Genomic DNA, 22,596 nt, shown 5'->3' on the forward strand with positions numbered 1-22,596 from the left:
TCGGTGTCGCGAAGTCAGGCGTCGCCGCCCGCGTTGCCGGAGGTACCCGCGCGGACGTCGAGCAGCTGGTACTTCTCGGCGGCCTTCTTCGGGTAGCTCTCGTCCAGCTCACCGCGCTCGACCAGCATCTGCAGCGCACGCACCGCCATCGACGGACCGTCGATGTGGAAGAAACGTCGTGCAGCCGGACGGGTGTCGGAGAAACCGAACCCGTCGGCACCCAGCGAGGCGAACTCCTGAGGAACCCATTGGCGAACCTGGTCCTGCACGGTGCGCATCCAGTCGGACGTTGCCACGACCGGACCCGGAGCACCCTGCAACTTCTGCGTGATGAACGGGATCCGCGGTTCCTCGTCCGGGTGCAGGAAGTTGTGCTCGTCGGCGGCCAGGCCGTCGCGGCGCAGTTCGCCCCACGAGGTCACCGACCAGACGTCGGCGACGACGCCCCAGTCGTCCTTGAGCAACTGCTGCGCCTCCAGCGCCCACGGCACACCGACACCGGACGCGAGCAACTGCACGCGACGTGCGTCGTCACCGACACCCTCGGTGCTGCCCTCGGACACCTTGTAGATGCCCTTGAGCAGACCTTCGACGTCCAGGTCGTCCGGCTCGGCCGGCTGCTGCATCGGCTCGTTGTAGACCGTCATGTAGTAAATGACGTTCTCCGGTTCGTCGCCGTACATGCGCTCCACACCGTTCTGCATGATGTGCGCGATCTCGTACGCGTACGCAGGGTCATAAGCCACGACGGCCGGGTTGGTCGACGCCAGCAGCAGGCTGTGACCGTCGGCGTGCTGCAGACCCTCGCCGGTCAGCGTGGTACGACCGGCGGTGGCGCCGATCATGAACCCGCGCGCCATCTGGTCGGCGGCCGCCCAAATGCTGTCTCCGGTGCGCTGGAACCCGAACATCGAGTAGAAGATGTAGATCGGGATCATCGGCACGTCGTGCGTCGCGTAGGCCGAGCCGGCAGCCGTGAACGCAGCCACCGAACCCGCCTCGTTGATGCCGGTGTGCAGGATGTGTCCCTGCTCCGACTCCTTGTACGCGAGCATCAGCTCGGCGTCGACCGACTTGTAGTTCTGGCCGTGCGGGTTGTAGATCTTCAGCGTCGGGAAGAACGCGTCCATGCCGAACGTACGTGCCTCGTCCGGGATGATCGGCACGATCCGGTTGCCGAACTCCTTGTCGCGCATCGTGTCCTTCAGGATGCGGACGAACGCCATGGTCGTTGCGACCATCTGCTTGCCCGAGCCCTTCTTGGCCTGGGCGTACGCAGAGTCGGCCGGAAGGCTGATCTCCTTCGACTTCGTGCGGCGCGAGGGCAGGCCACCACCGAGGGCAGCGCGGCGCTCACGCATGTACTTGATCGCCTCGTCGTTCTCACCCGGGTGGTAGTACGGCGGCAGGTAGGGGTTCTCCTCCAACTGCGCGTCCGAGATCGGGATCTTGAGCGAGTCGCGGAACATCTTGAGGTCGTCCAGCGTGAGCTTCTTCATCTGGTGGGTCGCATTGCGCCCCGCGAAGTGGGTGCCCAGGCTGTAGCCCTTGATCGTCTTGGCGAGGATGACCGTCGGCTGACCGTGGTGCTCGGTCGCCGCCTTGTACGCCGCGTAGACCTTCCGGTAGTCGTGGCCACCACGCTTGAGGCGCCACCAGACGTCCTCGTCGCTCCAGTCGGCGACCATCGCCTTGGTACGAGGGTCGCGTCCGAAGAAGTTGTCGCGGACGTACTTTCCGTCGTTGGCGCGGAAGGTCTGGTAGTCGCCGTCGGACGTGGTGTTCATCAGGTTGACCAGGGCGCCATCGCGGTCGGCAGCGAGCAACGGGTCCCAGCCGCGTCCCCAGACCGTCTTGATGACGTTCCAGCCGGCGCCGCGGAAGAACGACTCGAGCTCCTGGATGATCTTGCCGTTTCCGCGCACCGGGCCGTCGAGCCGCTGCAGGTTGCAGTTGACGACGAACGTCAGGTTGTCGAGCTCCTCGCCGGCCGCCAGCTGCAGGAGACCGCGCGACTCCGGCTCGTCCATCTCGCCGTCACCGAGGAACGCCCACACGTGCTGGTCGCTGGTGTCCTTGATGCCGCGGTTGTGCAGGTAGCGGTTGAACTGCGCCTGGTAGATCGCGTTCATCGGACCGATACCCATCGACACCGTCGGGAACTCCCAGAAGTCGGGCATGTTCCGCGGGTGTGGGTACGACGGCAGACCGAACGGCTTGCCGTCGATGAAGTGCGACTTCTCCTGGCGGAATCCGTTGAGCTGGTCCTCGGACAGGCGGCCTTCGAGGAAGGCGCGGGCGTACATGCCGGGGGAGGCGTGGCCCTGGAAGAAGACCTGGTCGCCGCCGCCGGGGTGGTCCTTGCCGCGGAAGAAGTGGTTGAAGCCCACTTCGTACAGCGTCGCGGCCGATGCGTAGGACGAGATGTGTCCACCGACGCTGATCTCAGGACGCTGGGCGCGGTGCACCATGATCGCAGCGTTCCAGCGCAGCCAGGCGCGGTAGCGGCGCTCGACCTCCTCGTCACCGGGGAACCACGGTTCGCCCTCCGGAGGGATGGTGTTGATGTAGTCGGTCGTCGTCAACGACGGGATGCCCACCTGGCGTTCGCGAGCTCGCTCAAGCAACTTGAGCATGACGTAACGCGCGCGGTTGCGACCGCCGGCGTCGATGATCCCGTCGAGGGACTCCAACCATTCCTGCGTCTCTTCCGGATCGACGTCCGGAAGTTGGCTGGGTAGACCGTTGAGGATCGGGCCCTTGGCAGGCTCTGGTGACACGATTGGCTCCTTCGCGTACATGATTCGCAATCTCCATCAAACACCGCGGAAGGCGTGTACGTACAAGCGAGTCCGGTTACCTTCTAGTACGTGGGCATATATGCCCGCATCTGACCCGATTCGTGCGGTGATCGCAGTCGGCGCCGCGCGTCCACTACCGTGGGGCGGCATCACCGGCGCACGATCGAGCGGGTGGTGCAATCGAACACTCTGGGAAGGAACATGGCTAACGACGCAGGCGGCGGCACCTGGGCGAACCGCATCGGGTTCACCGAAGGACAGGTCGTACTCGAGATCGGTTGGGACGAGGACGTCGAGGACGCCCTCCGGGAGAACGTCGAGGACCTCATCGGATCGGCCCTCGAGGAGGACCAGTTCGACGGCGTCGTCGACGCGGTACTGCTGTGGTGGCGCGACGGCGACGGTGATCTCATCGACGACTGTGTCGACGCACTCGCCATGCTGGCCGACAAGGGTTTCCTGGTCGTGTTGGTGCCGAAGGCCGGCCACCCGGAACACGTTCAGGCCGCAGACATCGAAGAGGCGGCGAAAACCGTTGGACTCAAGGCGAGTTCGACCGCGAAAGCCGGCGACTGGATCGCCACCAAACTGGTCCAGGGCGGCCACCAGAAGCAACGCTGAGAAGAGGCGACACATGACTTCCCCCAAGCAGGTCGGCGAACAGGCTGCCGCGTTCACCGCCAAGGACCAGTTCGGCCAGGAGCAGACCCTCACCGGTCTGACCTCCGAAAAAGCACTGCTCCTGGTGTTCTACCCGTTCGCGTTCTCCGGCATCTGCACCGGCGAACTGTGCTCCATCCGCGATGACCTGTCGCGCTTCGCGAACGACAAGGTGCAGGTCGTCGGAATCTCCTGCGACCCGATGTTCACCCAGCGCGCCTGGGCGGACGACCAGGGTTACGACTTTCCGTTGCTGTCCGACTTCTGGCCGCACGGTTCGATCGCCCAGGACTACGGGGTGTTCAACGAGGACGCCGGCATGGCCATCCGCGGCACCTTCCTCATCGACGGCAGCGCCACGATCACCTGGTCGCAGGTCAACGGCCCGGGCGAAGCCCGCGACTTCGCCGGCTACGACGAGGCCGTCGCGAAGCTGTCCTGAACCCCATTACCCTTGACCGAGCTCCGCACCCGACGGTGCGTGGCGAGGGCCTGTAGCTCAGTTGGTAGAGCACCGCGTTTACACCGCGGGTGTCGTCGGTTCGAGGCCGGCCGGGCCCACTCGATGACATTTGCCGCTCCCTCGGCGTGAAGGCGGGCAGCCGCTCACTTCGTGGCGGCTGCCCGCCTTCGCCGTTCCGCGGCTTGAGCCTTCCAGTGTGGTCGCCCAGGTGCCACCACCGGCTTCGCGGTCCAACCTCGCTCGCTACACACACCTTCGCTGCTCCGTGGCGCAGGGGCCCACCTTTCCCGCTGGTTGAGCCTGGATGCAGCGACGAAGGAGCAGCGTCCGGTGTCGAAACCACGGTGACACTCGACGGCCACCCGACCCGTAGGCTTGGCGACGCCCGCAAACCCGAACCGCTCGAAGGAACCCATGACTTCCGACCCGACGAGTCCCACTCTGGCGCAGGTCATCTCGGTGCTCGAGGAGTTCTTCCCGAGCTCGACCGCCGCCTCCTGGGACCGCGTCGGCCTGGTGACCGGAGACCCCGAACAACCCGTGCAGCGCATCAGGTTCGCGGTCGACCCGACGCTGGCCGTCATCGAACAAGCGCGGGACGACGTCATCGACCTGTTGGTCACCCACCACCCTCTGCTGCTGCGCGGCATCAACTCGGTCGCCACCACCACGGCCAAGGGTGCGGCGATCACCTCCCTGGTGGTCGCCGACATGGCGCTGTACTGCGCGCACACCAACGCCGACGTGGCGCGGCCCGGCGTCAACGACGCGCTGGCGGCCGCGTGCGGTCTACCGGATGACTGCGAGGCCCTCGACGACGAGGACGGCCAGCCCATCGGGCGCGTCGGCGACCTGCCGCAACCGTTGTCGCTCAAGGCTTTCGCCGAGCATCTTGCGTCCGCACTGCCGCCTGCCCCGGTCGGCATCCGGGTCAGTGGGGAAGCGAAAGCACAGGTCCGTCGGGTCGCCGTCCTGGGTGGTGCCGGCGACGACCGTTTCGAGGCCGTGCGACGCTCGGGTGCGGACGTCTACGTGACCGCCGACCTGCGTCACCACCCCGCCATCGAGGCGCGCGAAGAGGCGCGAGGCGGGCCGCCCTACCTTATCGACGCGGGCCACTGGGCCACCGAATCGCTCTGGCTCGACGCAGCCGCCGACCGGCTGCGGGAGCGCCTGGCCTGCGACGGACTTACAGTTGACACCGACATCTGCACAGTGCGCACCGATCCGTGGGATTTCCTCGTCGGCAGCACCCACTCGACAACCGACTCGACACCGGACTCTGGGAGCCAGGAATGAAAGCCGACCTCGCAAAGCAGTGGCGCATGCTCGACCTGCAGGCGCTCGACACGCGCCTGACGCAGCTCGCCCACAAGAAGCGCACGCTGCCGGTGCTCGCCGAGATCGAGAAGGCGACCAAGCAGCAGGACGAACTCTTCGAGGAGGTCGTGCTCGCTCGCACGGCCGCCCAGGACGTCGAGCGGGAGATCACCAAGGCCGAGGACGCCGTCCAGCTCGTCCGCGACCGTGCCGCTCGCAACCAGCAGCGCCTGGACGCCGGCCAGGGTTCGCCGAAGGACCTGCAGGGCATGCAGCACGAACTGCAGACCCTCGCGCGCCGACAGGCCGAACTCGAGGACGAGGAAATCGCCGTGATGGAGCGTGCCGAGGAGCTGCGCGCCGTTCTCGCCCGGCGCGAGGCACAGAAGGCGGAGCTCGACGAGAAGATCGTCTCCCTCGCGAACGACCGCGACCAGGCGATCGCCGAGATCGACGAAGAGTCGAACAGCGTTGCAGCGCAGCGTGATCAGATCGCGCCCGGACTCGGCACCGATCTGCTCGGCCTCTATGAGAAGGTGCGCGAGCAGTGCGGCGGACTCGCAGCAGCGGCGCTCACGCAGCGTCGGTGCGGCGGCTGCGGTCTTGAGCTGAACGCGACCGAGCTGGCGAAATTCAAGAACGCACCCGAGGACGAGATCCTGCGCTGCGAGGACTGCCGCCGGATCGTCGTCCGCACATCCGAGTCGGGGCTGTAAGCGCTCGATGGCACGGGCTCTCATCGTCGAGGCCGACGGCGGCTCTCGGGGCAATCCGGGGGTGGCCGGATACGGCGCCCTCGTCCGGGACGCATCCACCGGAGAACTGCTTGCCGAACGCGCCGAGCCGCTCGGTTCGGCCAGCAACAACGTCGCCGAGTACTCCGGTCTGATCGCCGGGTTGGAGGCTGCCGCCGAGATCGACCCGTCCGCGCGCGTCGAGGTGCGGATGGATTCCAAGCTGGTCGTCGAGCAGATGGCCGGTCGTTGGAAGATCAAGCACGAGGACATGAAGCGCCTCGCCCTCGAGGCGCAGGAGATCGTCCGGTCATTGACGACCGCGGGCGGCACCGTGACCTGGACGTGGATCCCGCGCGAGAAGAACAAGGACGCCGACAAGCTGTCCAATGTGGCGATGGACGGCGAAACGGTCGTCCGGAATCTTTGGCGGACAACCGAACCCGACGACCGCGACGACCCCGCCGAGGTAAGTGAGCCCGCCGTCGATGCCACCGACGCCGAGGCAGCCGCTGCCCCCGCACCGGCGCCTGCGCAGGCAGGTCGTCCGGTTCGCGTCCTGCTGGTGCGCCACGGAGTCACCGACTTCACCGTCGAGGGAAGACTCGACGGTCGCGGCGGACCGAACCCCGACCTCAACGAGCAAGGGCTCGCCCAAGCCCGATCGGTCGCTGCGGGCATCGCCGCCAAGACGGGCGACCTGCCGGTGCGGTTCATCGCATCTGACCTGTCGCGCGCCCAGGAAACCATCCGTCCGGCGGCTGAAGCTCGTGGCCGGCAGGTCGAGATCGACCCGGACTGGGACGAACAGAACTTCGGCGAGTGGGACGGCGAGCTCGTGCGGGATCTGGTGCAGCACAAGGACTTCGCGCGACTGCGTGACGACCCGACCTACGCGGCGCCGGGCGGGGGAGAGACGCACGAGCAACTCACGTCCCGCGTCCGGGACGCCCTGCGCCGGGCCGTCGAGTCGGCGTCCGACGGGAGTGTGGTCGTGGTGGCCACGCACCGCAAGCCGATCATGGTCGTGCTTGCCGAGGTGCTCGGCCTCGATCTGGCACACGCCTGGATGCTCGCGATCGGTCCGGGTTCGTTCACAGGTCTCGAACTCTGGGCCGACGGGCACGGCTCGGTGAGCTTCGTGAACGATACGAATCACCTTCGCGCGACGCGCGGTGCTCGAGCGCAGTAGGAGCGAGATGGACGACCAGCAGTTTGCCCCCGACACCGTCGCGGTACGAGGAGGCTTGTCCCGCAGCGGTTTCGAGGAGACGGCGGAAGCCCTTTATCTGACGTCGGGTTTCGTCTACGAGACCGCCGAGGACGCCGAGGCGGCGTTCAAGGCAGAGGTGGATCGGTTCGTCTACAGCCGTTACGGGAACCCGACCGTCGCCGTGTTCGAGGAGCGCCTACGTCAGTTGGAGGGCGCCGAGGCCTGTTACGCGACCGGCTCAGGCATGGGCGCGGTCTTCACGGCACTCGCGGCTCTGCTCGGTGCCGGCGACCGCGTCGTGGCATCCCGCGGACTGTTCGGCTCCTGCTTCGTGATCCTGGACGAGATCCTCCCGCGCTGGGGCGTCGAGACCGTGTTCGTCGACGGTCCCGATCTCGATCAGTGGCGCGAGGCCCTCAGCGTTCCTACGACGGCGGTCTTCTTCGAGACGCCGAGCAACCCGATGCAGGAACTCGTCGACATCCGCGCAGTCTGCGATCTCGCCCACGCTGCCGGCGCCCAGGTGGTCGTCGACAACGTGTTCGGCACGCCCGTCTACTCCAAGCCGCTCGAGCACGGCGCCGACATCGTCGTCTACTCCGCGACCAAGCACATCGACGGACAGGGACGCGTCCTCGGTGGCGCGATCCTGGGGCCGAAGGACTACATCGAAGGTCCTGTCCAGAACCTCATCAGGCACACCGGCCCGTCGCTGTCGCCCTTCAACGCGTGGGTCCTGGTCAAGGGTCTGGAGACCATGCGTCTGCGCGTGGATCAGATGGCCCGGTCGGCTATCGAGGTTGCGCGCACCTTGGCGAATCACCCTGCGGTGGAACAGGTTTGGTACCCATACCTGGAATCGCACCCGCAGTACGAGTTGGCACGCAAGCAGATGGGTGGGGGCGGCACGGTCGTCACTTTCCGCCTGGCCGGCGGCAAGGCCGAGGCGTTCAAGCTGATGAACGCGCTGCAGATCATCGACATCTCCAACAACCTGGGCGACTCCAAGTCGCTGATCACCCACCCGGCCACCACCACTCACCGCCGCATGGGCGAGGAAGCGCGGCTGGCGATCGGGATCACCGACGGCGTCCTACGCATCTCGGTCGGCCTGGAGGACGCCGCCGACCTGGTGCGTGACCTCACCCAGGCTCTCGACAAGGCGACCTGACACAGGCGTCCGACCGGTGGTCCGAGGAGCGCGGAGGCGGTCTCCCCCTCAAATCACGAGGGTTGCTGCAACGACCGCGCACACGGCGACCAGCGCGCTCTGCCAGGTGTAGGTGCGCAGGGGCACCTCCACCCCGGCACGGCGGCAGCGTTGCCGCCACAACAGCGTCGCGACGGTGCCCCAGACCGTGACGATCGATCCGGTGTTCACCCCGACCAGCAGGGCAGCGTGCCGATCGAGCGATCCGGTGACCGGCTCGATCGCGAGGTACGTGGGCAGATTGTTGCCGAGGTTGCCGAGTACTGCGGAAACACCCGAGAGCCGCATGAGATCAGTCACCGACGAACCCTGGCCCGTGAGTGCTCCGATCGCGTCGGTGAGGCCGTGTCGTCCGGCGAGGTCGACCACCACGAACAGCACGACGAGCGCTGCGACGGTGCGCCACGGCAGGTCGAGCGCGCGCAGCCCGGGACGGTCTCGGACCGCCAGGACGACCAGCAGAAACGCCGCCGCGACAGCCGCCGGGAACACCGGCATGATCCCGCTGACGAAGAGCGGGCCGAGGGCGACACAGACCCCGGCTGCGGTGAGCAGCAGAACGCGGTCGTGCGGGTCCGCAGGACGCGCGGTCACGTACCGTCCACGTAGTTGTCTGCGGTACAGGATCGCGGCTACGACGACCGTCGCGAGGATGGCCGCGAGAGCCGGACGCCACATCACGCTCAGGTAGGACGGATGGTCGGGGATCCGGGAAAAGCTGTGCAACGCAAGCAGGTTCGTCAGGTTCGAGACCGGCAACAGCAGCGACGCCGTGTTCGCCAGCCACACGGTGGTCAGCGCGAACAGTGTGCCATCGAGCTTGGCCTGGCGGGCGACCGCGAGTACCACCGGAGTGAGCAGGACAGCCGTCGTGTCGAGGCTGAGCACGATGGTGCTCGCGACAGCCAGCACGACGATCAGCAGCCAGAGTTGAAGAACGCTTCCGCGCGCCACTCGTGCGGCCCAGTGGGCGGCCACGTCGAAGACGCCGGCCCGCTCGGAGATCTCTGCGACGATCGTGAGCGCGACCAGGAACCCGATGACCGGTCCGACGCGCTCGATCAGGTCAACCACGCGTGGTCGTCGACAGAACCCAGGGCCTGCCCGGCTTCGTGGGGGCGTCCCATGACACCTCGAACTGCTCGGAGAGGCCATCGGCGAGTTGTTCGGGACGACGGGGGTCGAGTCCGAGTTCGCAGATGGCGCGCGCAACCAGACCGCGGGTGTGCTTGGCCATGTGGGTGGCTCCGGGCACCTTGATCTGCACCCAGCGGGCAGCGAGGTCGCCCGACGGTGTCCAGGCGGCGGCGTACGTGCTGGAGCGGCAGTCGACGATCAGACCCTTGCCCGCAGCCGAGGTCATCGGTTCGTCGAGCAAGGGTTTCCAGAACGACGCGAGTGGACCGACGCCCGGCAGGTTGACTGCCATCGAGAGCCGGTACGGCGGCACCTTGTCCTTCATCCGAAGTGCTCCGAACAGCGCGGATTGCACGACGAGCCAGCGGTTCGCCCGTCGCAGCGCGGCAGCGTCGAGGGAAGGAAGATCCAGCGCGTCGTACAGGACGCCGGTGTAGAGGGCCGCGACCGGTACCGCCGGCGCGGACCGCAGACGTGTGTTGCGGGCTATCTCCTCGGTGAGGTTCGGGCTCACCCCGAGCACCGTTGCAGCCGTGTCGGATTCGCTCAGCTCGCCGGCCCGCGCGATGACAGCCTCCCGGGCGTCGACCAGTTCGGGAAAGGACATCGCCTCCGGTCGGTACGCCCCACCTCGGGAGCGGGGAGTCTTGGATTCCGAGGGAGGCAGCAGCACGAGCACCCGGTGAGTCTACGAGCGGGCGCCTCCATCCGTTCAGTCACTAACCCGCGCGACCTACGTCCGGCTCCCTAGGGTGTGAGCCATGGTCAAACGCGTCATCAAGGTCACCAGCGAAGTCCCCTCGGATCAGGTCGAGAGCCCTGAGCTCGCCGCTGCCTTCGACGGCCTGCGGCAGCGTCTGGAGCTACCGGCGCAGTTCCCGGCCGAGGTGGAGGAGGAAGCAAGGCGGGCTGTCGCCGCGCCGGAGTTGCCGGAGCGCGACGAGACCGCCGTGCCGTTCTTCACCATCGACCCGGAAGGCTCGACCGACCTCGACCAGGCAATGTGTCTGGAACGGGACGGCGACGGCTACCGCGTGAGGTACGCGATCGCCGACGTCCCCGCGTTCGTGCAGACCGGGGGAGCACTCGACGCCGAGACGCACCGACGCGGACAGACCATCTACCTGCCCGATCAACGAATTCCGTTGCACCCCACAACGATCAGCGAGGACGCAGCCAGCCTGCTCGAAGGGCAGACGCGGCCCGCGTTCGTGTGGAACATGAAGCTGGACGCGTCCGGCGACTGCACCGCCTACGAGGTGTACCGGGCGATGGTGAGCAGCAAGAAGCGTCTGGACTACAACTTCGTCCAGGAGCAGGTCGACTCCGGCAACGCCGACGAGTCCCTGATGCTGCTGAAGGAGATCGGCGAGAAGCGGATCGACATGGAACGTGCCCGTGGCGGCGCGAGCCTGCCGATGCCCGAGCAGGTCGTCACCAGCAAGGAGAACGGGTACGAGCTGACCATGCGTCCGCCGGTACCCGCCGAGGACTGGAACGCACAGATCTCGCTGCTGACGGGCATGGCGGCCGCAGAGATGATGCTGCACAACCAGATCGGCGTGCTGCGCACGATGCCCGAACCTGAGGGCAACGCGGTCGCACGGTTCAAGCGGGCCGCTCAGGCGCTCGGCGCCGAGTGGCGTTCGGACCTCACCTACGGTGAGTTCCTGCGCACCCTCGACCGCGACAACCCCAAGCACCTCGCGCTGATCTACGAGGCCACCGGGCTGTTCCGCGGAGCCGGTTACACCTGCTTCGACGGCGACATCCCCGAGGTCACTCAGCAGGCTGCGGTGGCAGCGCCGTACGCCCACGTCACCGCGCCGCTTCGGCGCCTCGTGGACCGCTACGGCCTGGTGATCTGTGAGGCGCTCAGCCGTGACGCCGAGGTGCCGCAATGGGTGCGATCGGCCCTTGCGACCCTTCCGGACGACATGAAGAAGTCCGACGAACTGGCCCGCAAAGCCGAACGGGCCGCGACCGACATCATCGAGGCGGCGTTCATGTCCGGCCACGTCGGAGAGTCCTTCGAGGCCGTCGTGGTCGACAACAACGGCAAGGAGGGGTTGCTGGTGCAACTGACCGAGCACGCGGTGATCCAGCCGGTGCCCGGCACCGCCGAGCTCGGTTCCACCGTTCAGGTGAAGGTGGTCTCCGCCGACATCGCGGCCGGCAAGGTGGAGTTCGCGCTCGCCTGAGTGAACGGGTACCGATAGACTCGACCACGGATGAGCCGGCCAGGCGGCCGCGTCGGGAGTTCGCTCCCGCCGAGGAACGTCCGGGCTCCGAAGAGCAGGGTGGTGGCTAACGGCCACCCGGGGTGACCCGCGGGACAGTGCCACAGAAAGCAGACCGCCTGCGCTCGCGCAGGTAAGGGTGAAACGGTGGTGTAAGAGACCACCAGCGCCCCAGGTGACTGGGGCGGCTAGGTAAACCCCACCCGGAGCAAGGCCAGACAGCATGCGCCCGAGGGCTGCTCGCCCGAGCATGCGGGTAGGCCGCTGGAGGCGACTGGCAACAGTCGTCCTAGATGGATGGTCGCCCAATGACTGAACCCGGCGTATCGGCCGGCTCATCCCCGGCACGCCCACTTCTGCGGAACCGGATCAACACCCACGCACGACACCGACGACCTCGCCGGATTACGGAGTTTCCTCAGCAACCGCTGAAAGCCGCCACAGCGGAGGGATCCGGTCGCCATTGCGACCGGATCCCTTGACTACGGGTGTAGCGGCCTCAGCTCCAGGAGGTCTCGCGGGGGCGGCCCTCGTCGTAACCACTCGCGCTCTGCACACCGACCGTCGCGCGCTCGCGGAACTCGGCGATGTTGCGGGCACCCGCGTAGGTGAAGCTGGAGCGGACACCGGCGATGATCGAGTCGATGAGGTCTTCCACGCCGGGGCGCTGGGCGTCGAGGTACATCTTCGAGGACGAGATGCCTTCCTCGAACAACGCCGAGCGGGCGCGGTCGAACGCGGTGCGTCCCTGCGTCCGGTTGCTCACCGCACGGGCGGACGCCATGCCGAACGACTCCTTGTAGAACCTGCCGGACGCGTCCCGGTTGAGGTCACCGGGGCTCTCCCAGGTGCCCGCGAACCACGAGCCGATCATCACCGAACCGGCTCCGGCGGCAAGGGCGAGAGCGACATCGCGCGGGTACTTCACGCCGCCGTCCGCCCAGACATGCGCGCCGAGTTCCGTTGCCGCAGCTGCACATTCGAGCACCGCCGAGAACTGCGGGCGTCCCACGCCGGTCATCATGCGGGTGGTGCACATGGCGCCCGGTCCGACTCCGACCTTGATGATGTCGGCACCGGCGCTCGCCAGGTCGCGGGCGCCGTCGGCGGTCACCACGTTGCCGGCGGCGATCGGGATACGGGTTCCGGTGGACGCCTCGTGCTCGTCACGGGCGGACTTCACGACGTCGAGTGCGTCGAGCATCTTGTCCTGGTGGCCGTGCGCGGTGTCGACGACCAGCACGTCCGAGCCCGCTTCGAGCATCGCCTTCGCTTTGGCGGCGATGTCGCCGTTGATGCCGATCGCGGTGCCGATCCGCAGGCGCCCCCGGTCATCCAGCGCGGGCTGATAGATCGCGCTGCGCAGGATGCCCTTGCGGGTCAGCACTCCCTGCAGCTCGCCGTCCTTCACCACCGGCGCGAGGCCGAGGTGGTGCTTGGCGAGGTCGTCGTAGACCTGGTCGAGGTCGGCGTCCGGAGTCACGCTGAACAGGTCGCAGGACATGACCTGACCGACGGTGGTGAAGCGGTCGACATCGCGCAGGTCGCCTTCGGTGACCACTCCGACCGGACGGTGGTCGGCGTCCACGACCACGGCGGCCTTGTGCGCGCGCTTGCCCAGCAGGGCGATCGCGGACGCCACCGGAGCCTCGGCCGACACCGTCACCGGGGTCTCGTAGACGGTGTGTGCCGCCTTGACGTAGTCGATCGTCTCGGTGACCGCGTGCACCGGAATGTCCTGGGGCAGCACCGCGATCGCGCCGCGTCGAGCGACGGTCTCGGCCATGCGTCGACCCGACACCGCGGTCATGTTCGCGACCACCAGCGGGATGGTGGTGCCCACACCGTCCGGCGTGGACAGGTCGACGTCGAGGCGACTGGTCACCGATGACCGCGACGGAACCATGAACACGTCGCTGTACGTGAGATCGAACGGGGGCATTTCACCGAGGAGTTTCACGGGAGGTAATGGTACGTCGCGCCCAGGAACACCCGCGCGTTCGTGTCGTGTTCGCGATGTGGGCGCTCGTCAGTTGTTCGCCCGGAACGCCTCCGCGTCCGTGCGCCGACTCGTACGGTGGCTGGCATGAAGATCACCCACCTCGGTCATGCCTGCCTCCTGGTCGAGTACGCCGACGCACGCATGCTCATCGACCCGGGTTCGTTCTCGGACGTCGCGGCCGTCAGTGTCGTCGATGCCGTCCTGATCACCCACCAGCACGCCGATCACCTGGACGTCACGAAGCTGAGGGGTGTGCTGGAACGCAACCCGGACGCCTCGGTGTTCGCCGACACAGGATCGCTGAGAACGTTGCAGGAGAACGACATCCAAGCGACCGAGAACCGCGCCGGTCAGAGTTTCGAGATCGGCTCGGTGCGGGTCACCCCGATCGGGCAGCAGCACGCCGAGATCCACCCGTACGTCGACCGCATCCCCAACCTCGGCCTGATGTTCCAGGTGGAGGGAGAGCCGACGCTGTTCCACCCCGGCGACGCACTGGATGGTCAGCCCCTCGACCGGATCGACATCCTCGCGGTGCCCGTCTCCGCGCCGTGGGGCGCGGTCAAGGAAACAATCGCCTTCGTCCGGCGGATCGCACCACGCGAGGTCGTCCCGATCCACGACGGCACCCTGTCGGAGGCCGGTCGTGCGATGTACCTGCAGCACATCGGCGACTTCGGGCTGGACGGTGGCGTCCCCGTGCGTGATCTGCGCCGGGAGAAGGCCACCGAGTTCACCCTCTGACGCCGTAACCTCGCGCCGTCGGATTCACCGTCCGGGCTCAGGTGACCTAAGCTCGAACGGTGCCCCAACTCACCGCCAAGAAGAAGTGCTGCAAGAAGGACACCCGGTGCAAGAAGTGCCCGGTCGTTCTATCGCGTCTGGCCAAGTGGGGACACGCGGAGCGGATCGACCGCCGCCGTTACGAGCTCGCCGAGTCGGTGCCCAAGAAGGTGCGCAAGCGCGCCCGCGTCCGGTGAAGAACCTTCAACTACGCCCTTAGTAAAGAACGTCGGCCGCTGTTGCGACCGCGCACGGCCTCTGCCCACCCGTCGCAGTCAGTTGGTGGATAGCCTGACCGCATGACTTTGAGCGTCGCCCTGTGCACCGATCAGACCGAATGGGACGAACTCGTCGACGCCGCCGGGGGACACCCGCTGCAACTTTGGGGCTGGGGTGAGCTGAAGTCGAGGTATGAGTGGACCGCAGACCGGCTCGTCGTCCGCGACGGTGACCGGATCGTCGGGTCGGCGCAGGTGCTGCACCGCAAGCTGCCGCAGCCGTTCCGCAGCCTGTCCTACATCCCGCGCGGGCCCCAGGTGCAGGATGAGGCTCGGCGCGCCGAGGTGCTCGACGCGCTCGCGGGCTGGGTGAAGCGCGAGCGGCAGCCGATCGCACTGTCGATCGAGCCCGACTGGGAGGCCGGCTACTCGCCGATGCCGAAGGGCACCGACGACGAAGCTCTCGCACAGCTGCAGTCGCAGCCGGCGCCGCAATGGTTGAAAGACATTGCAGCCAAGGCCTTTTCGCCCAGCGAGAACACCGGTCTGATCCCACGGACCCTCGTCGTCGACTGCAGCCAGGACGACGATGCCCTGATGAAGGGCCTCGGTTCAAGTGCGCGACAGAACGTGCGCAAGTCGTTCAAGGCCGAGAACGTCCGCTTCGGACTGGTCGAGACCGACGAGGACCTCGCCCAGGTGCTGGCGATCAACAACGAGACCGCGCGGCGAGCGGGCTTCGCGGTGCACAGCGACGACTACCACCGCGGCATCCGCGACCTGATGGGGGAGCGGTCCCAGCTGATCGCGGCCTGGGAGGGCGACCAGGTCGTCGCGTTCGTCTGGCTGGTGGTCTCGGCGACGACGGCCTTCGAGTTGTACGGCGGCGTCAACGAGCGCGGCATGAAGCTGCGCCTGAACTACGGCCTGAAGTTCCACGCGATGAAGCATGTCCGTGAGCAGGGCGTGTCCCGTTACGACTTCAACGGCCTGCTCAACGACGGCATCAGCGACTTCAAGCGGCAGTTCGCCAAGCACGAGAACATGCTCATCGGCACCTGGGACCGGCCGCTCTCGCCGCTGTACCCCGCGTTCGCCAAGGCCCTGCCCAAGGTGCGCACGGTGCTGAAGAAGGGTGTGCCGCAGGTGAAGTCGGCGGTCAAAGACCCGAAGGGCACATTCGCCAAGCTGCGTCCGAACAAATCCGAGCAGGAAAAGTAGATTCGCGCACCGTGACAGGTGCGCGGATCACCGCAGGATGCGCGGATTCGGCGCTCGGGGTCAGTCGCGCTTGTGGCGGGCGGTCCATGCGGCACCGATGATGCCCGCGTCGTTCTGGAGCTTCGCCGGCACGATCTTGGTACGCAGGTCGAGCAGCGGCAGGAACTTCTCGTGCTTCTTGCTCACCCCGCCGCCGACGACGATGAGGTCAGGCCACAGCAGGTTCTCCAGGGTGGAGTAGTACTTCTGCAGGCGCTCGGCCCACTTCTCCCAGGAGAGGTCCTCCTTATCGCGGACGCTCTCGGCAGCGCGTGATTCGGCGTCGTGACCGTCGATCTCGATGTGTCCGAGTTCCGAATTCGGAACCAGCACACCGTTGTTGAAGATCGCGGTGCCGATGCCGGTGCCGAGCGTGGTCATCACGACCACACCCTTCTGGTCCTTGGCGGCGCCGAAGTGCAGTTCGCCCACGCCGGCCGCGTCGGCATCGTTGAGGACGCTGATGTCGCGGCCGAGCCTCTTCTCCAGCTTCTGCTCGATCTCGGTCTCGATCCAGGACTTGTCGATGTTCGCCGCGGTCTTCACCACGCCGTGCATCACGACGGCGGGGAAGGTGATGCCGATCGCCTCGCCCTTGGTCTCGTCCGCGAAGTTCTCGGCGATCTGCTCGATGACTTCGGCAACCGCGTCCGGGGTGGCCGGTTTCGGAGTGTCGATCCGCAGACGGTCCGTCGCGAACTTGCCCTTGTCGAGGTCGACCGGGGCGCCTTTGATGCCGCTGCCGCCGACGTCGATGCCGAGGGCGTAGGTCTTGGCCTTTGCCATTGTGTCGTTCTCCTTCTCCGTCACGGGAGGGTGAGGATCTCCGGGCCGTCCTGCGTCATCAGGACGGTGTGTTCGAACTGTGCGCACCACGACTTGTCGGCCGTGGTGACCGTCCATCCGTCATCCCACAGTTCCCATTCGTGGGTGCCGAGGGTGATCATCGGCTCGACGGTGAAGGTCATGCCGGGCTCGATGACGTCGTCGTACGCCGGCGCTGCGTCGTAATGCGGGACGATCAGGCCGGAGTGGAAACTGGTGCCGATGCCGTGTCCGGTGTAGTCGCGCACCACGCCGTAGCCGAAACGGGCGGCGTACTTCTCGATCACTCGTCCGACCACGTTGAACTGCCGACCCGGCATCGCGGACTTGATGCCGCGCAGCATCGCTTCCTGGGTGCGGTCGACCAGGTCGCGTACTTCGGGGGCGACGTCGCCCACCAGGAAGGTGGCGCAGTTGTCGCCGTGGACGCCGTCGATGTAGGCGGTGACGTCGATCTTGACGATGTCGCCGTCCTGCAACTCGCGATCGTCGGGGATGCCGTGACAGATGACCTCGTTGACGCTGGTACACAGCGACTTGGGGAAGCCGCGGTAGCCGAGCGTCGAGGGGTAGGCGTGGTGGTCGAGCAGGAACTCGTGTGCGACGCGGTCGAGTTCGTCCGTGGTGACACCCGGCCGGACGGCAGCACCGGCGGCCTGCAGCGCCTGCGCACCGAGGCGTCCGGCGAGCCGCATGCGTTCGATCGTGGCGGCGTCCTTGATCTCCGATCCCTCGAACGGCGTCGGTTCCGGCCGGTCGACGTACTCGGGGCGGGCGATTGAGGACGGCACCGGACGGCGAGGACTGATCGTTCCGGCGACCATCGGACTGCGTAGCGGCATAAGGTTCAGCTTAGGACGCGGACCTACGGGCTACGTCCTAAGCGGTCGACCCGGACATCGCCGCACATGAACCGACAACGGTGGACGAAGGAGTGATGATGGCCTACTGGTACAACGTCAACACGGGCCAGATCGAGCAGGACGGCAGCACCGAGAGCAAGGACCACCTGATGGGTCCGTACGCGTCCGAGGACGAGGCGCGCTCGGCGATCGAGTTGTCCCGCAAGAAGAACGAGTTGGCCGACGAGGCCGACCGGGCGTGGAAGGAAGGCTGAGCCTGCCTTCGAGCTGAAGGGCGTGAGGCGACGGCCTCACGCCCTTCACCGTTGTTCGGGCTTCCCCCGGCAGCTCAGGCCCGTTTGCGGCGCAGGAACGCGCGCCCGGCCACGGCCAGCAGCAGCGCGATGCCTCCTGCGGCGACCGGCACCCAGAATCCGGCGTGCGGACGGACCTGCTCGATCACGATGCCGGACAGCGCCGAGCCGGCCGCGATCCCGATGATCAAACCGGTGAGTACCACGCTCATCGCCTCGTTGACCTGCGATGAGGGCACGAGTTTCTGCGCCAGTTGCATGGAGATGATCAGCGTCGGCGCCGTTGCCGCGCCGGCGACCATCATCACCAGGGCGATCGGCACCAGATGCTCGGTGAGCAGGATCGGCGCTTCGAGCAGGAACATGCCGGCGGTGCCGACCACCAGCAGAGACTGCAGCGATCGCGTGAGGGTTCGACTGCCGAACCAGAGCCCGGCAGCGGCCGAACCGACCGCGAAGAGCGCGACGATGAGTCCGGACGCCGAAGGGTTGCCTTGGTCCTTTGCGACGGCGATCGCGGTCACCTCGTTGGATCCGAAGATCGCCCCGGTCATGAACATCACGCAGGTCAGGATCAGGATCCCGGGCGTGCGGATGGCCAGCGCACTGCCGTGGTGGGCCACCTCGTCGACCGGAGGTTCGGTACTGCGATCGGACAGGAAGATGAGCGTGCCGACCAGATAGAACAGTGCCGCAGCGATGTAGCCGGCCTCGGGGAACCACAGGGTGGCCAGCGCGATGGCGAGGGCAGGGCCGAGTACGAACGACAGTTCGTCGACCACCTGTTCCAGCGACATGGAGGTGTGCAACTTGTTCGGCTCGTCGCGCAGTTTGTGCGCCCAGCGTGCGCGGCTGAGCGTGCCGACGTTCGCCACGATCGTCGCCATCGCGTAGGCCCCGAACAACGTCCAGGTCGGCCATTCCAGCGCTGACGCCGCAACCATCACCGCGCACCACACCGACGACCAGACCAACAACGGGTAGGTCACGCGGCGCTGACCGAACCGGTCGGTGAGCCGTCCGGCGACGACCGCGGTCAAGGCCAGGAGCACCAGACCGGTCGCCGACACCGCCCCGGCGAGCGCGAACGAACCAGTGCGGGTGGAGATCATCGCCACCAAGGACATGCCGAACATCGCACCGCCGAGGCGTCCGATCGCCGAGCCGATCATGAAACGGCGGGTGGCGGAGTCCTTCAGCAAGGGGGTGTACGTCGACAGCACCGGGTCATCTCATCACCCGATCAGCGGCGTCGACGAATCGAGTGGCGCGCGCCACTGCATTGTCGGACTATGAAAGTCCTCCGGCGGGCGCTCGCAGTCGTACGGTGGGAGGCGATGACTACGCAAACACCCGCGCTCGCGGTGACCCAGGCCAACGGTTCCTTCGAAACGATTTCCCTCGACCGCCGCGCCCTGCGCGACGACGACATCCGAATCGACATCAAGTTCGCCGGCATCTGCCACAGCGACATCCACACGGTGCGCCAGGAGTGGGGCGACATCGAGTTTCCGATCACCCCCGGTCACGAGATCGCCGGTGTGGTCTCGGCTGTCGGCGACGGCGTGACGAAGTACAAGGTCGGCGACCGCGTCGGCGTCGGCTGCATGGTCGACTCGTGCGGCGAGTGCGAGAACTGCAAGAACGACCACGAGCAGTTCTGCACCAAGCCTGCGGTCTTCACCTACAACTCCCTCAACTATGACGGTGAGCGTGCCCAGGGCGGCTACGCCCAGCAGATCGTCGTGACCGAGCGTTTCGCCTGCCGCATCCCCGACGAGATCGGGTTGGATGCAGCTGCGCCGCTGCTGTGCGCCGGCATCACCACGTACTCGCCGCTGAAGCGCTGGGGTGCGCGTCCGGGTACGAAGGTCGGCATCGTCGGCGTCGGCGGCCTGGGACACCTCGGCGTGAAGATCGCGGCCGCGATGGGTGCGCAGGTGTACGGCATCTCGCGCAGCATGGCCAAGGCCGAGGACTCCGAGGCGCTGGGTGCGACCGCGCACCTGGCCACCTCGGACGAGCGCACCTTCTCCGACCACAAGCGCAGTTTCGACATCATCCTCAACACCGTCAGTGCGGACCTGCCGATGTTCGACTACATGAAGCTGCTCAAGCCGTTCGGTGTGATGGTGAACGTCGGTCTGCCGAACGGCACGTACGAACTGCCGCCGCGCGCGTTCAGCGGCAACACCGCGATGGCCGGCTCGATGATCGGCGGCATCGCCGAGACCCAGGAGATGCTCGACTTCTGCGCCGAGCACGGTATCGGCGCGACGATCGAGACGATCAGCGCCGACCAGGTGGACGAGGCGTACGAGCGGGTCGTCGACGGCGACGTCCGGTACCGCTTCGTCATCGACACCGCCACCATCGGCGCATCGGAGAAGGCTTGACCCGTGAGTGAGTCCGGCGCAGGTTTCGACCTGCGCCGGCTCGCTGTTCCGGCGTACGGCCCGTCGCTGCTGTTCGGGCTCGCGGAAGGCGCGATTCTCCCGGTCGTCACGTTGACCGCACGCTCGCTCGGGGCGAGCGTCCCGGTCGCGGCCTTGATGGTGATGCTGACGTACGTCTCGTCGCTGGTCTGCAACGTGCCGGCGTCCGTGATCACCCATCGGGTGGGGGAGCGCAAGGCGATCGTCGCAGCCGCCCTGCTCGGTGCTGTCGCCGGTGGGATCTGTTGGGGCGCAAGCCAGTTGTGGCACCTGGTCGTCGGAGTACTCGTGTTCGGCGCGGCGGCCTCCGTCTTCATGTTGGCTCGGCAGAAGTACCTCACCGAAGCCGTCCCCATCGCCTACCGGGCACGCGCGCTGTCGACGCTCGGTGGGGTCATGCGCATCGGAGTCTTCGCCGGTCCGTTCCTCGGCGCCGCGGCGATCGGGGTGTGGGGCCTGCCGGCGGCGTACCTGGTCTGTTCGGTGGGACTGCTGCTGGCCGGTGTGCTCGCGATGACGCTGCCCGACCTCGAGGGTTCTGCCTCGACCGGACAATCCCGGGTGACCGTCGCCCACGTGCTCCACGAGCACGCGCGCGTCTTCCTTACCGTCGGTCTCGGTGTCCTGTTGATCGCCGCCGTGCGTGCCTCCCGGCAAGCGGTCATCCCCTTGTGGGCCGAACGCCTCGGTCTCAGCCCGCAGCAGGCTTCGGTGATCTACGGCATCTCCGGTGGAATCGACATGCTGGTCTTCTATCCGGCCGGCAAGTTGATGGACGTGCGCGGACGTCGCTGGGTGGCCATCCCGTCGATGATCGTGATGGCTGTGTCATTGCTGGCAATTCCGTTGACGCACAACCCGATCGCTTTCACGATCGTGTGCTGCGTCCTCGGTTTCGGCAACGGCATCGGCGCCGGCATGGTGATGACGCTCGGCGCGGACTTCTCCCCGGACGTCGGACGGGCACAGTTCCTCGGGATCTGGCGAGAACTGTCGGATCTGGGAGCCGTCGGGGGACCGGCGCTGCTTTCCGGAGTCACCGCGGCGCTCGCCCTCGGTCCGGCGATCGCAGCCACCGGGGCGGTCGGACTCGCCGCGGCGGCCGTGCTGTGGCGTTACGTGCCGAACCACCCGTCTCGCTGATCGAGGCGGGCATCACTCGGCGAAGGACTGCTCCTGGTTGGGGAAGGTGCCGGCGGCGACGTCCTCACGGTACTCACGCGCGGCCTCCAGCAAGGTGCTGCGAATGTCGGCGTAGCGCTTGACGAAGCGGGGAGCCTTGCCGCCACGCAAACCGGCGAAGTCCTGCCAGACCAGCACCTGGGCATCGCATTCCGGCCCGGCACCGATGCCGATCGTCGGGATACGCAACGCCTTGGTCACCTCTGCGGCGACCGGGGTCGGCACCATCTCCATCACGATCGCGAATGCGCCCGCGTCCTGCAGCGCTCGCGCGTCGGCGATCATCTTGGCTGCCGCTTCGCCTCGCCCCTGGACCCGATAGCCGCCGAGATTGTGCTCGCTCTGTGGAGTGAACCCGATGTGCGCCATGACCGGAATGCCTGCGGCCGTGAGGGTCTGCACCAGCGGCGCCATCGCGGCACCCCCTCGAGCTTGACCGCGTGTGCACGCCCTTCCTTCATCAACCGGACCGCGGAGTCGAAGCCCTGCTGGACGCTGCCTCCGTAGGTGCCGAACGGGAGGTCGGCGACGACCATCGCGTACTTGACCGCGCCGGACACCGCGCGCACCAGCGGAACGAATTCGTCGAGAGTCACCGGAAGAGTGGTCTCGTACCCGAACACGTTGTTGCCGGCCGAGTCACCGACCAGCAGCACCGGGATCTGCGCCTCGTCGAAGATCTCGGCCGCGTACTGGTCGTACGCGGTGAGCATCGACCACTTCTCGCCCCGCTCCTTCATCTGGTGCAGATGGACGGTGCGGGTGCGACGGCGGGGACGCATGCCGTCGCCCTGTGGAGCATCGGAGGACTTGGCCGGGCTGCCACCGTAGGGTGCGGGCTCTTCGCTCATGGCCGCAAGGCTAGCGAGCGTGCCGCCGTGTGCACGGACGAGCCCACGTGCGGGAAAGTTCCACCTCTACGGGTGGGGAAAGGTAAGAAGATGTTAAAGAAATCAG

The 22,596-nt window shown here is 66.9% G+C and carries 20 protein-coding genes, 1 tRNA gene, 1 other RNA gene and 1 pseudogene; 15 read left to right on the top strand and 8 right to left on the bottom strand.

Annotated elements, in window-relative coordinates:
- Positions 1–14 precede the first annotated feature (14 nt).
- The gene (aceE, locus tag MF407_RS05485; RefSeq protein WP_239701698.1) at positions 15–2,801 is read right to left on the bottom strand and encodes a pyruvate dehydrogenase (acetyl-transferring), homodimeric type; all 2,787 of its coding nucleotides are present in this window, start codon (positions 2,799–2,801) and stop codon (positions 15–17) included.
- A gap of 201 nt (positions 2,802–3,002) precedes the next feature.
- Between aceE and MF407_RS05490 the strand changes: the two genes are divergently transcribed.
- The 7 genes from MF407_RS05490 (at position 3,003) to MF407_RS05520 (ending at position 8,362) form a co-directional block, all read left to right on the top strand.
- Positions 3,003–3,422 (top strand): DUF3052 domain-containing protein, encoded by a 420-nt coding sequence (locus MF407_RS05490; RefSeq protein ID WP_129626654.1) that lies wholly within the window; start codon positions 3,003–3,005, stop codon positions 3,420–3,422.
- A gap of 13 nt (positions 3,423–3,435) precedes the next feature.
- Positions 3,436–3,903: a peroxiredoxin gene (locus MF407_RS05495; RefSeq protein WP_129626656.1), complete on the top strand. Its 468-nt coding sequence runs from the start codon at positions 3,436–3,438 to the stop codon at positions 3,901–3,903.
- A gap of 46 nt (positions 3,904–3,949) precedes the next feature.
- A tRNA-Val gene (locus MF407_RS05500) sits at positions 3,950–4,022 on the top strand.
- A gap of 316 nt (positions 4,023–4,338) precedes the next feature.
- Complete coding sequence (locus MF407_RS05505; protein WP_129626657.1) at positions 4,339–5,223, top strand: Nif3-like dinuclear metal center hexameric protein; 885 nt, start codon at positions 4,339–4,341, stop codon at positions 5,221–5,223.
- Complete coding sequence (locus tag MF407_RS05510; protein WP_129626659.1) at positions 5,220–5,960, top strand: C4-type zinc ribbon domain-containing protein; 741 nt, start codon at positions 5,220–5,222, stop codon at positions 5,958–5,960. The genes MF407_RS05505 and MF407_RS05510 overlap by 4 nt, the downstream gene beginning before the upstream one ends.
- A gap of 7 nt (positions 5,961–5,967) precedes the next feature.
- Entirely contained in the window at positions 5,968–7,170 is a 1,203-nt protein-coding gene (locus MF407_RS05515) for a bifunctional RNase H/acid phosphatase (RefSeq protein WP_129626661.1), read from the top strand.
- Positions 7,171–7,177: 7 nt separating this feature from the next.
- A complete protein-coding gene (locus tag MF407_RS05520) occupies positions 7,178–8,362 on the top strand; it encodes an O-succinylhomoserine sulfhydrylase (protein ID WP_129626663.1) in 1,185 nt (394 codons plus the stop codon).
- A 48-nt stretch (positions 8,363–8,410) separates the two neighbouring features.
- Here MF407_RS05520 and MF407_RS05525 read toward each other — a convergent pair whose 3' ends face one another.
- Positions 8,411–9,475: an SLC13 family permease gene (locus tag MF407_RS05525; protein ID WP_239701699.1), complete on the bottom strand. Its 1,065-nt coding sequence runs from the start codon at positions 9,473–9,475 to the stop codon at positions 8,411–8,413.
- Entirely contained in the window at positions 9,468–10,217 is a 750-nt protein-coding gene (locus MF407_RS05530) for a peroxide stress protein YaaA (protein WP_239701700.1), read from the bottom strand. The genes MF407_RS05525 and MF407_RS05530 overlap by 8 nt, the downstream gene beginning before the upstream one ends.
- A gap of 82 nt (positions 10,218–10,299) precedes the next feature.
- Between MF407_RS05530 and MF407_RS05535 the strand changes: the two genes are divergently transcribed.
- Both MF407_RS05535 and rnpB read left to right on the top strand, forming a co-directional pair.
- A complete protein-coding gene (locus tag MF407_RS05535) occupies positions 10,300–11,739 on the top strand; it encodes an RNB domain-containing ribonuclease (RefSeq protein ID WP_239701701.1) in 1,440 nt (479 codons plus the stop codon).
- A 31-nt stretch (positions 11,740–11,770) separates the two neighbouring features.
- Positions 11,771–12,120: RNase P RNA component class A (gene rnpB, locus MF407_RS05540), an RNA gene on the top strand.
- Positions 12,121–12,277: 157 nt separating this feature from the next.
- Here the strand turns inward: rnpB and MF407_RS05545 are convergent.
- Complete coding sequence (locus MF407_RS05545) at positions 12,278–13,720, bottom strand: GuaB1 family IMP dehydrogenase-related protein (protein ID WP_141929536.1); 1,443 nt, start codon at positions 13,718–13,720, stop codon at positions 12,278–12,280.
- A gap of 144 nt (positions 13,721–13,864) precedes the next feature.
- On the opposite strand from MF407_RS05545, the gene MF407_RS05550 reads away from it, so the two are divergent.
- The 3 genes from MF407_RS05550 to MF407_RS05560 all read left to right on the top strand — a co-directional run bounded on the left by MF407_RS05550 (position 13,865) and on the right by MF407_RS05560 (position 16,002).
- The gene (locus tag MF407_RS05550; protein WP_141928779.1) at positions 13,865–14,524 is read left to right on the top strand and encodes an MBL fold metallo-hydrolase; all 660 of its coding nucleotides are present in this window, start codon (positions 13,865–13,867) and stop codon (positions 14,522–14,524) included.
- Between the two features lie 59 nt (positions 14,525–14,583).
- Positions 14,584–14,760, top strand: a complete 177-nt coding sequence (locus tag MF407_RS05555; protein WP_168990280.1) for a hypothetical protein — start codon at positions 14,584–14,586, stop codon at positions 14,758–14,760.
- A gap of 102 nt (positions 14,761–14,862) precedes the next feature.
- The gene (locus MF407_RS05560; RefSeq protein WP_141928778.1) at positions 14,863–16,002 is read left to right on the top strand and encodes a peptidoglycan bridge formation glycyltransferase FemA/FemB family protein; all 1,140 of its coding nucleotides are present in this window, start codon (positions 14,863–14,865) and stop codon (positions 16,000–16,002) included.
- Positions 16,003–16,062: 60 nt separating this feature from the next.
- Here the strand turns inward: MF407_RS05560 and MF407_RS05565 are convergent, their stop codons facing one another.
- The gene (locus tag MF407_RS05565) at positions 16,063–16,827 is read right to left on the bottom strand and encodes an ROK family protein (protein ID WP_129626679.1); all 765 of its coding nucleotides are present in this window, start codon (positions 16,825–16,827) and stop codon (positions 16,063–16,065) included.
- A gap of 20 nt (positions 16,828–16,847) precedes the next feature.
- Complete coding sequence (gene map, locus MF407_RS05570) at positions 16,848–17,708, bottom strand: type I methionyl aminopeptidase (RefSeq protein WP_129626681.1); 861 nt, start codon at positions 17,706–17,708, stop codon at positions 16,848–16,850.
- Between the two features lie 98 nt (positions 17,709–17,806).
- Between map and MF407_RS05575 the strand changes: the two genes are divergently transcribed.
- The gene (locus MF407_RS05575; protein WP_129626683.1) at positions 17,807–17,983 is read left to right on the top strand and encodes a methionine aminopeptidase; all 177 of its coding nucleotides are present in this window, start codon (positions 17,807–17,809) and stop codon (positions 17,981–17,983) included.
- A gap of 74 nt (positions 17,984–18,057) precedes the next feature.
- Here the strand turns inward: MF407_RS05575 and MF407_RS05580 are convergent, their stop codons facing one another.
- A complete protein-coding gene (locus MF407_RS05580; protein ID WP_129626685.1) occupies positions 18,058–19,245 on the bottom strand; it encodes an MFS transporter in 1,188 nt (395 codons plus the stop codon).
- Positions 19,246–19,359: 114 nt separating this feature from the next.
- Here MF407_RS05580 and MF407_RS05585 point away from each other — a divergent pair, with 114 nt between their 5' ends.
- Both MF407_RS05585 and MF407_RS05590 read left to right on the top strand, forming a co-directional pair.
- Entirely contained in the window at positions 19,360–20,418 is a 1,059-nt protein-coding gene (locus tag MF407_RS05585; RefSeq protein WP_129626687.1) for an NAD(P)-dependent alcohol dehydrogenase, read from the top strand.
- 3 nt (positions 20,419–20,421) lie between these two features.
- Positions 20,422–21,600, top strand: coding sequence for an MFS transporter (locus tag MF407_RS05590; protein WP_129626689.1), 1,179 nt, complete (start codon positions 20,422–20,424; stop codon positions 21,598–21,600).
- Between the two features lie 12 nt (positions 21,601–21,612).
- On the opposite strand, the pseudogene panB reads toward MF407_RS05590, so the two are convergent.
- Positions 21,613–22,490 (bottom strand): annotated as a pseudogene (gene panB, locus MF407_RS05595) (3-methyl-2-oxobutanoate hydroxymethyltransferase).
- Positions 22,491–22,596 lie beyond the last annotated feature (106 nt).

It is taken from the genome of Yimella sp. NH-Cas1 (genome assembly GCF_022359705.1).
Lineage (GTDB): Bacteria > Actinomycetota > Actinomycetes > Actinomycetales > Dermatophilaceae > Yimella > Yimella lutea.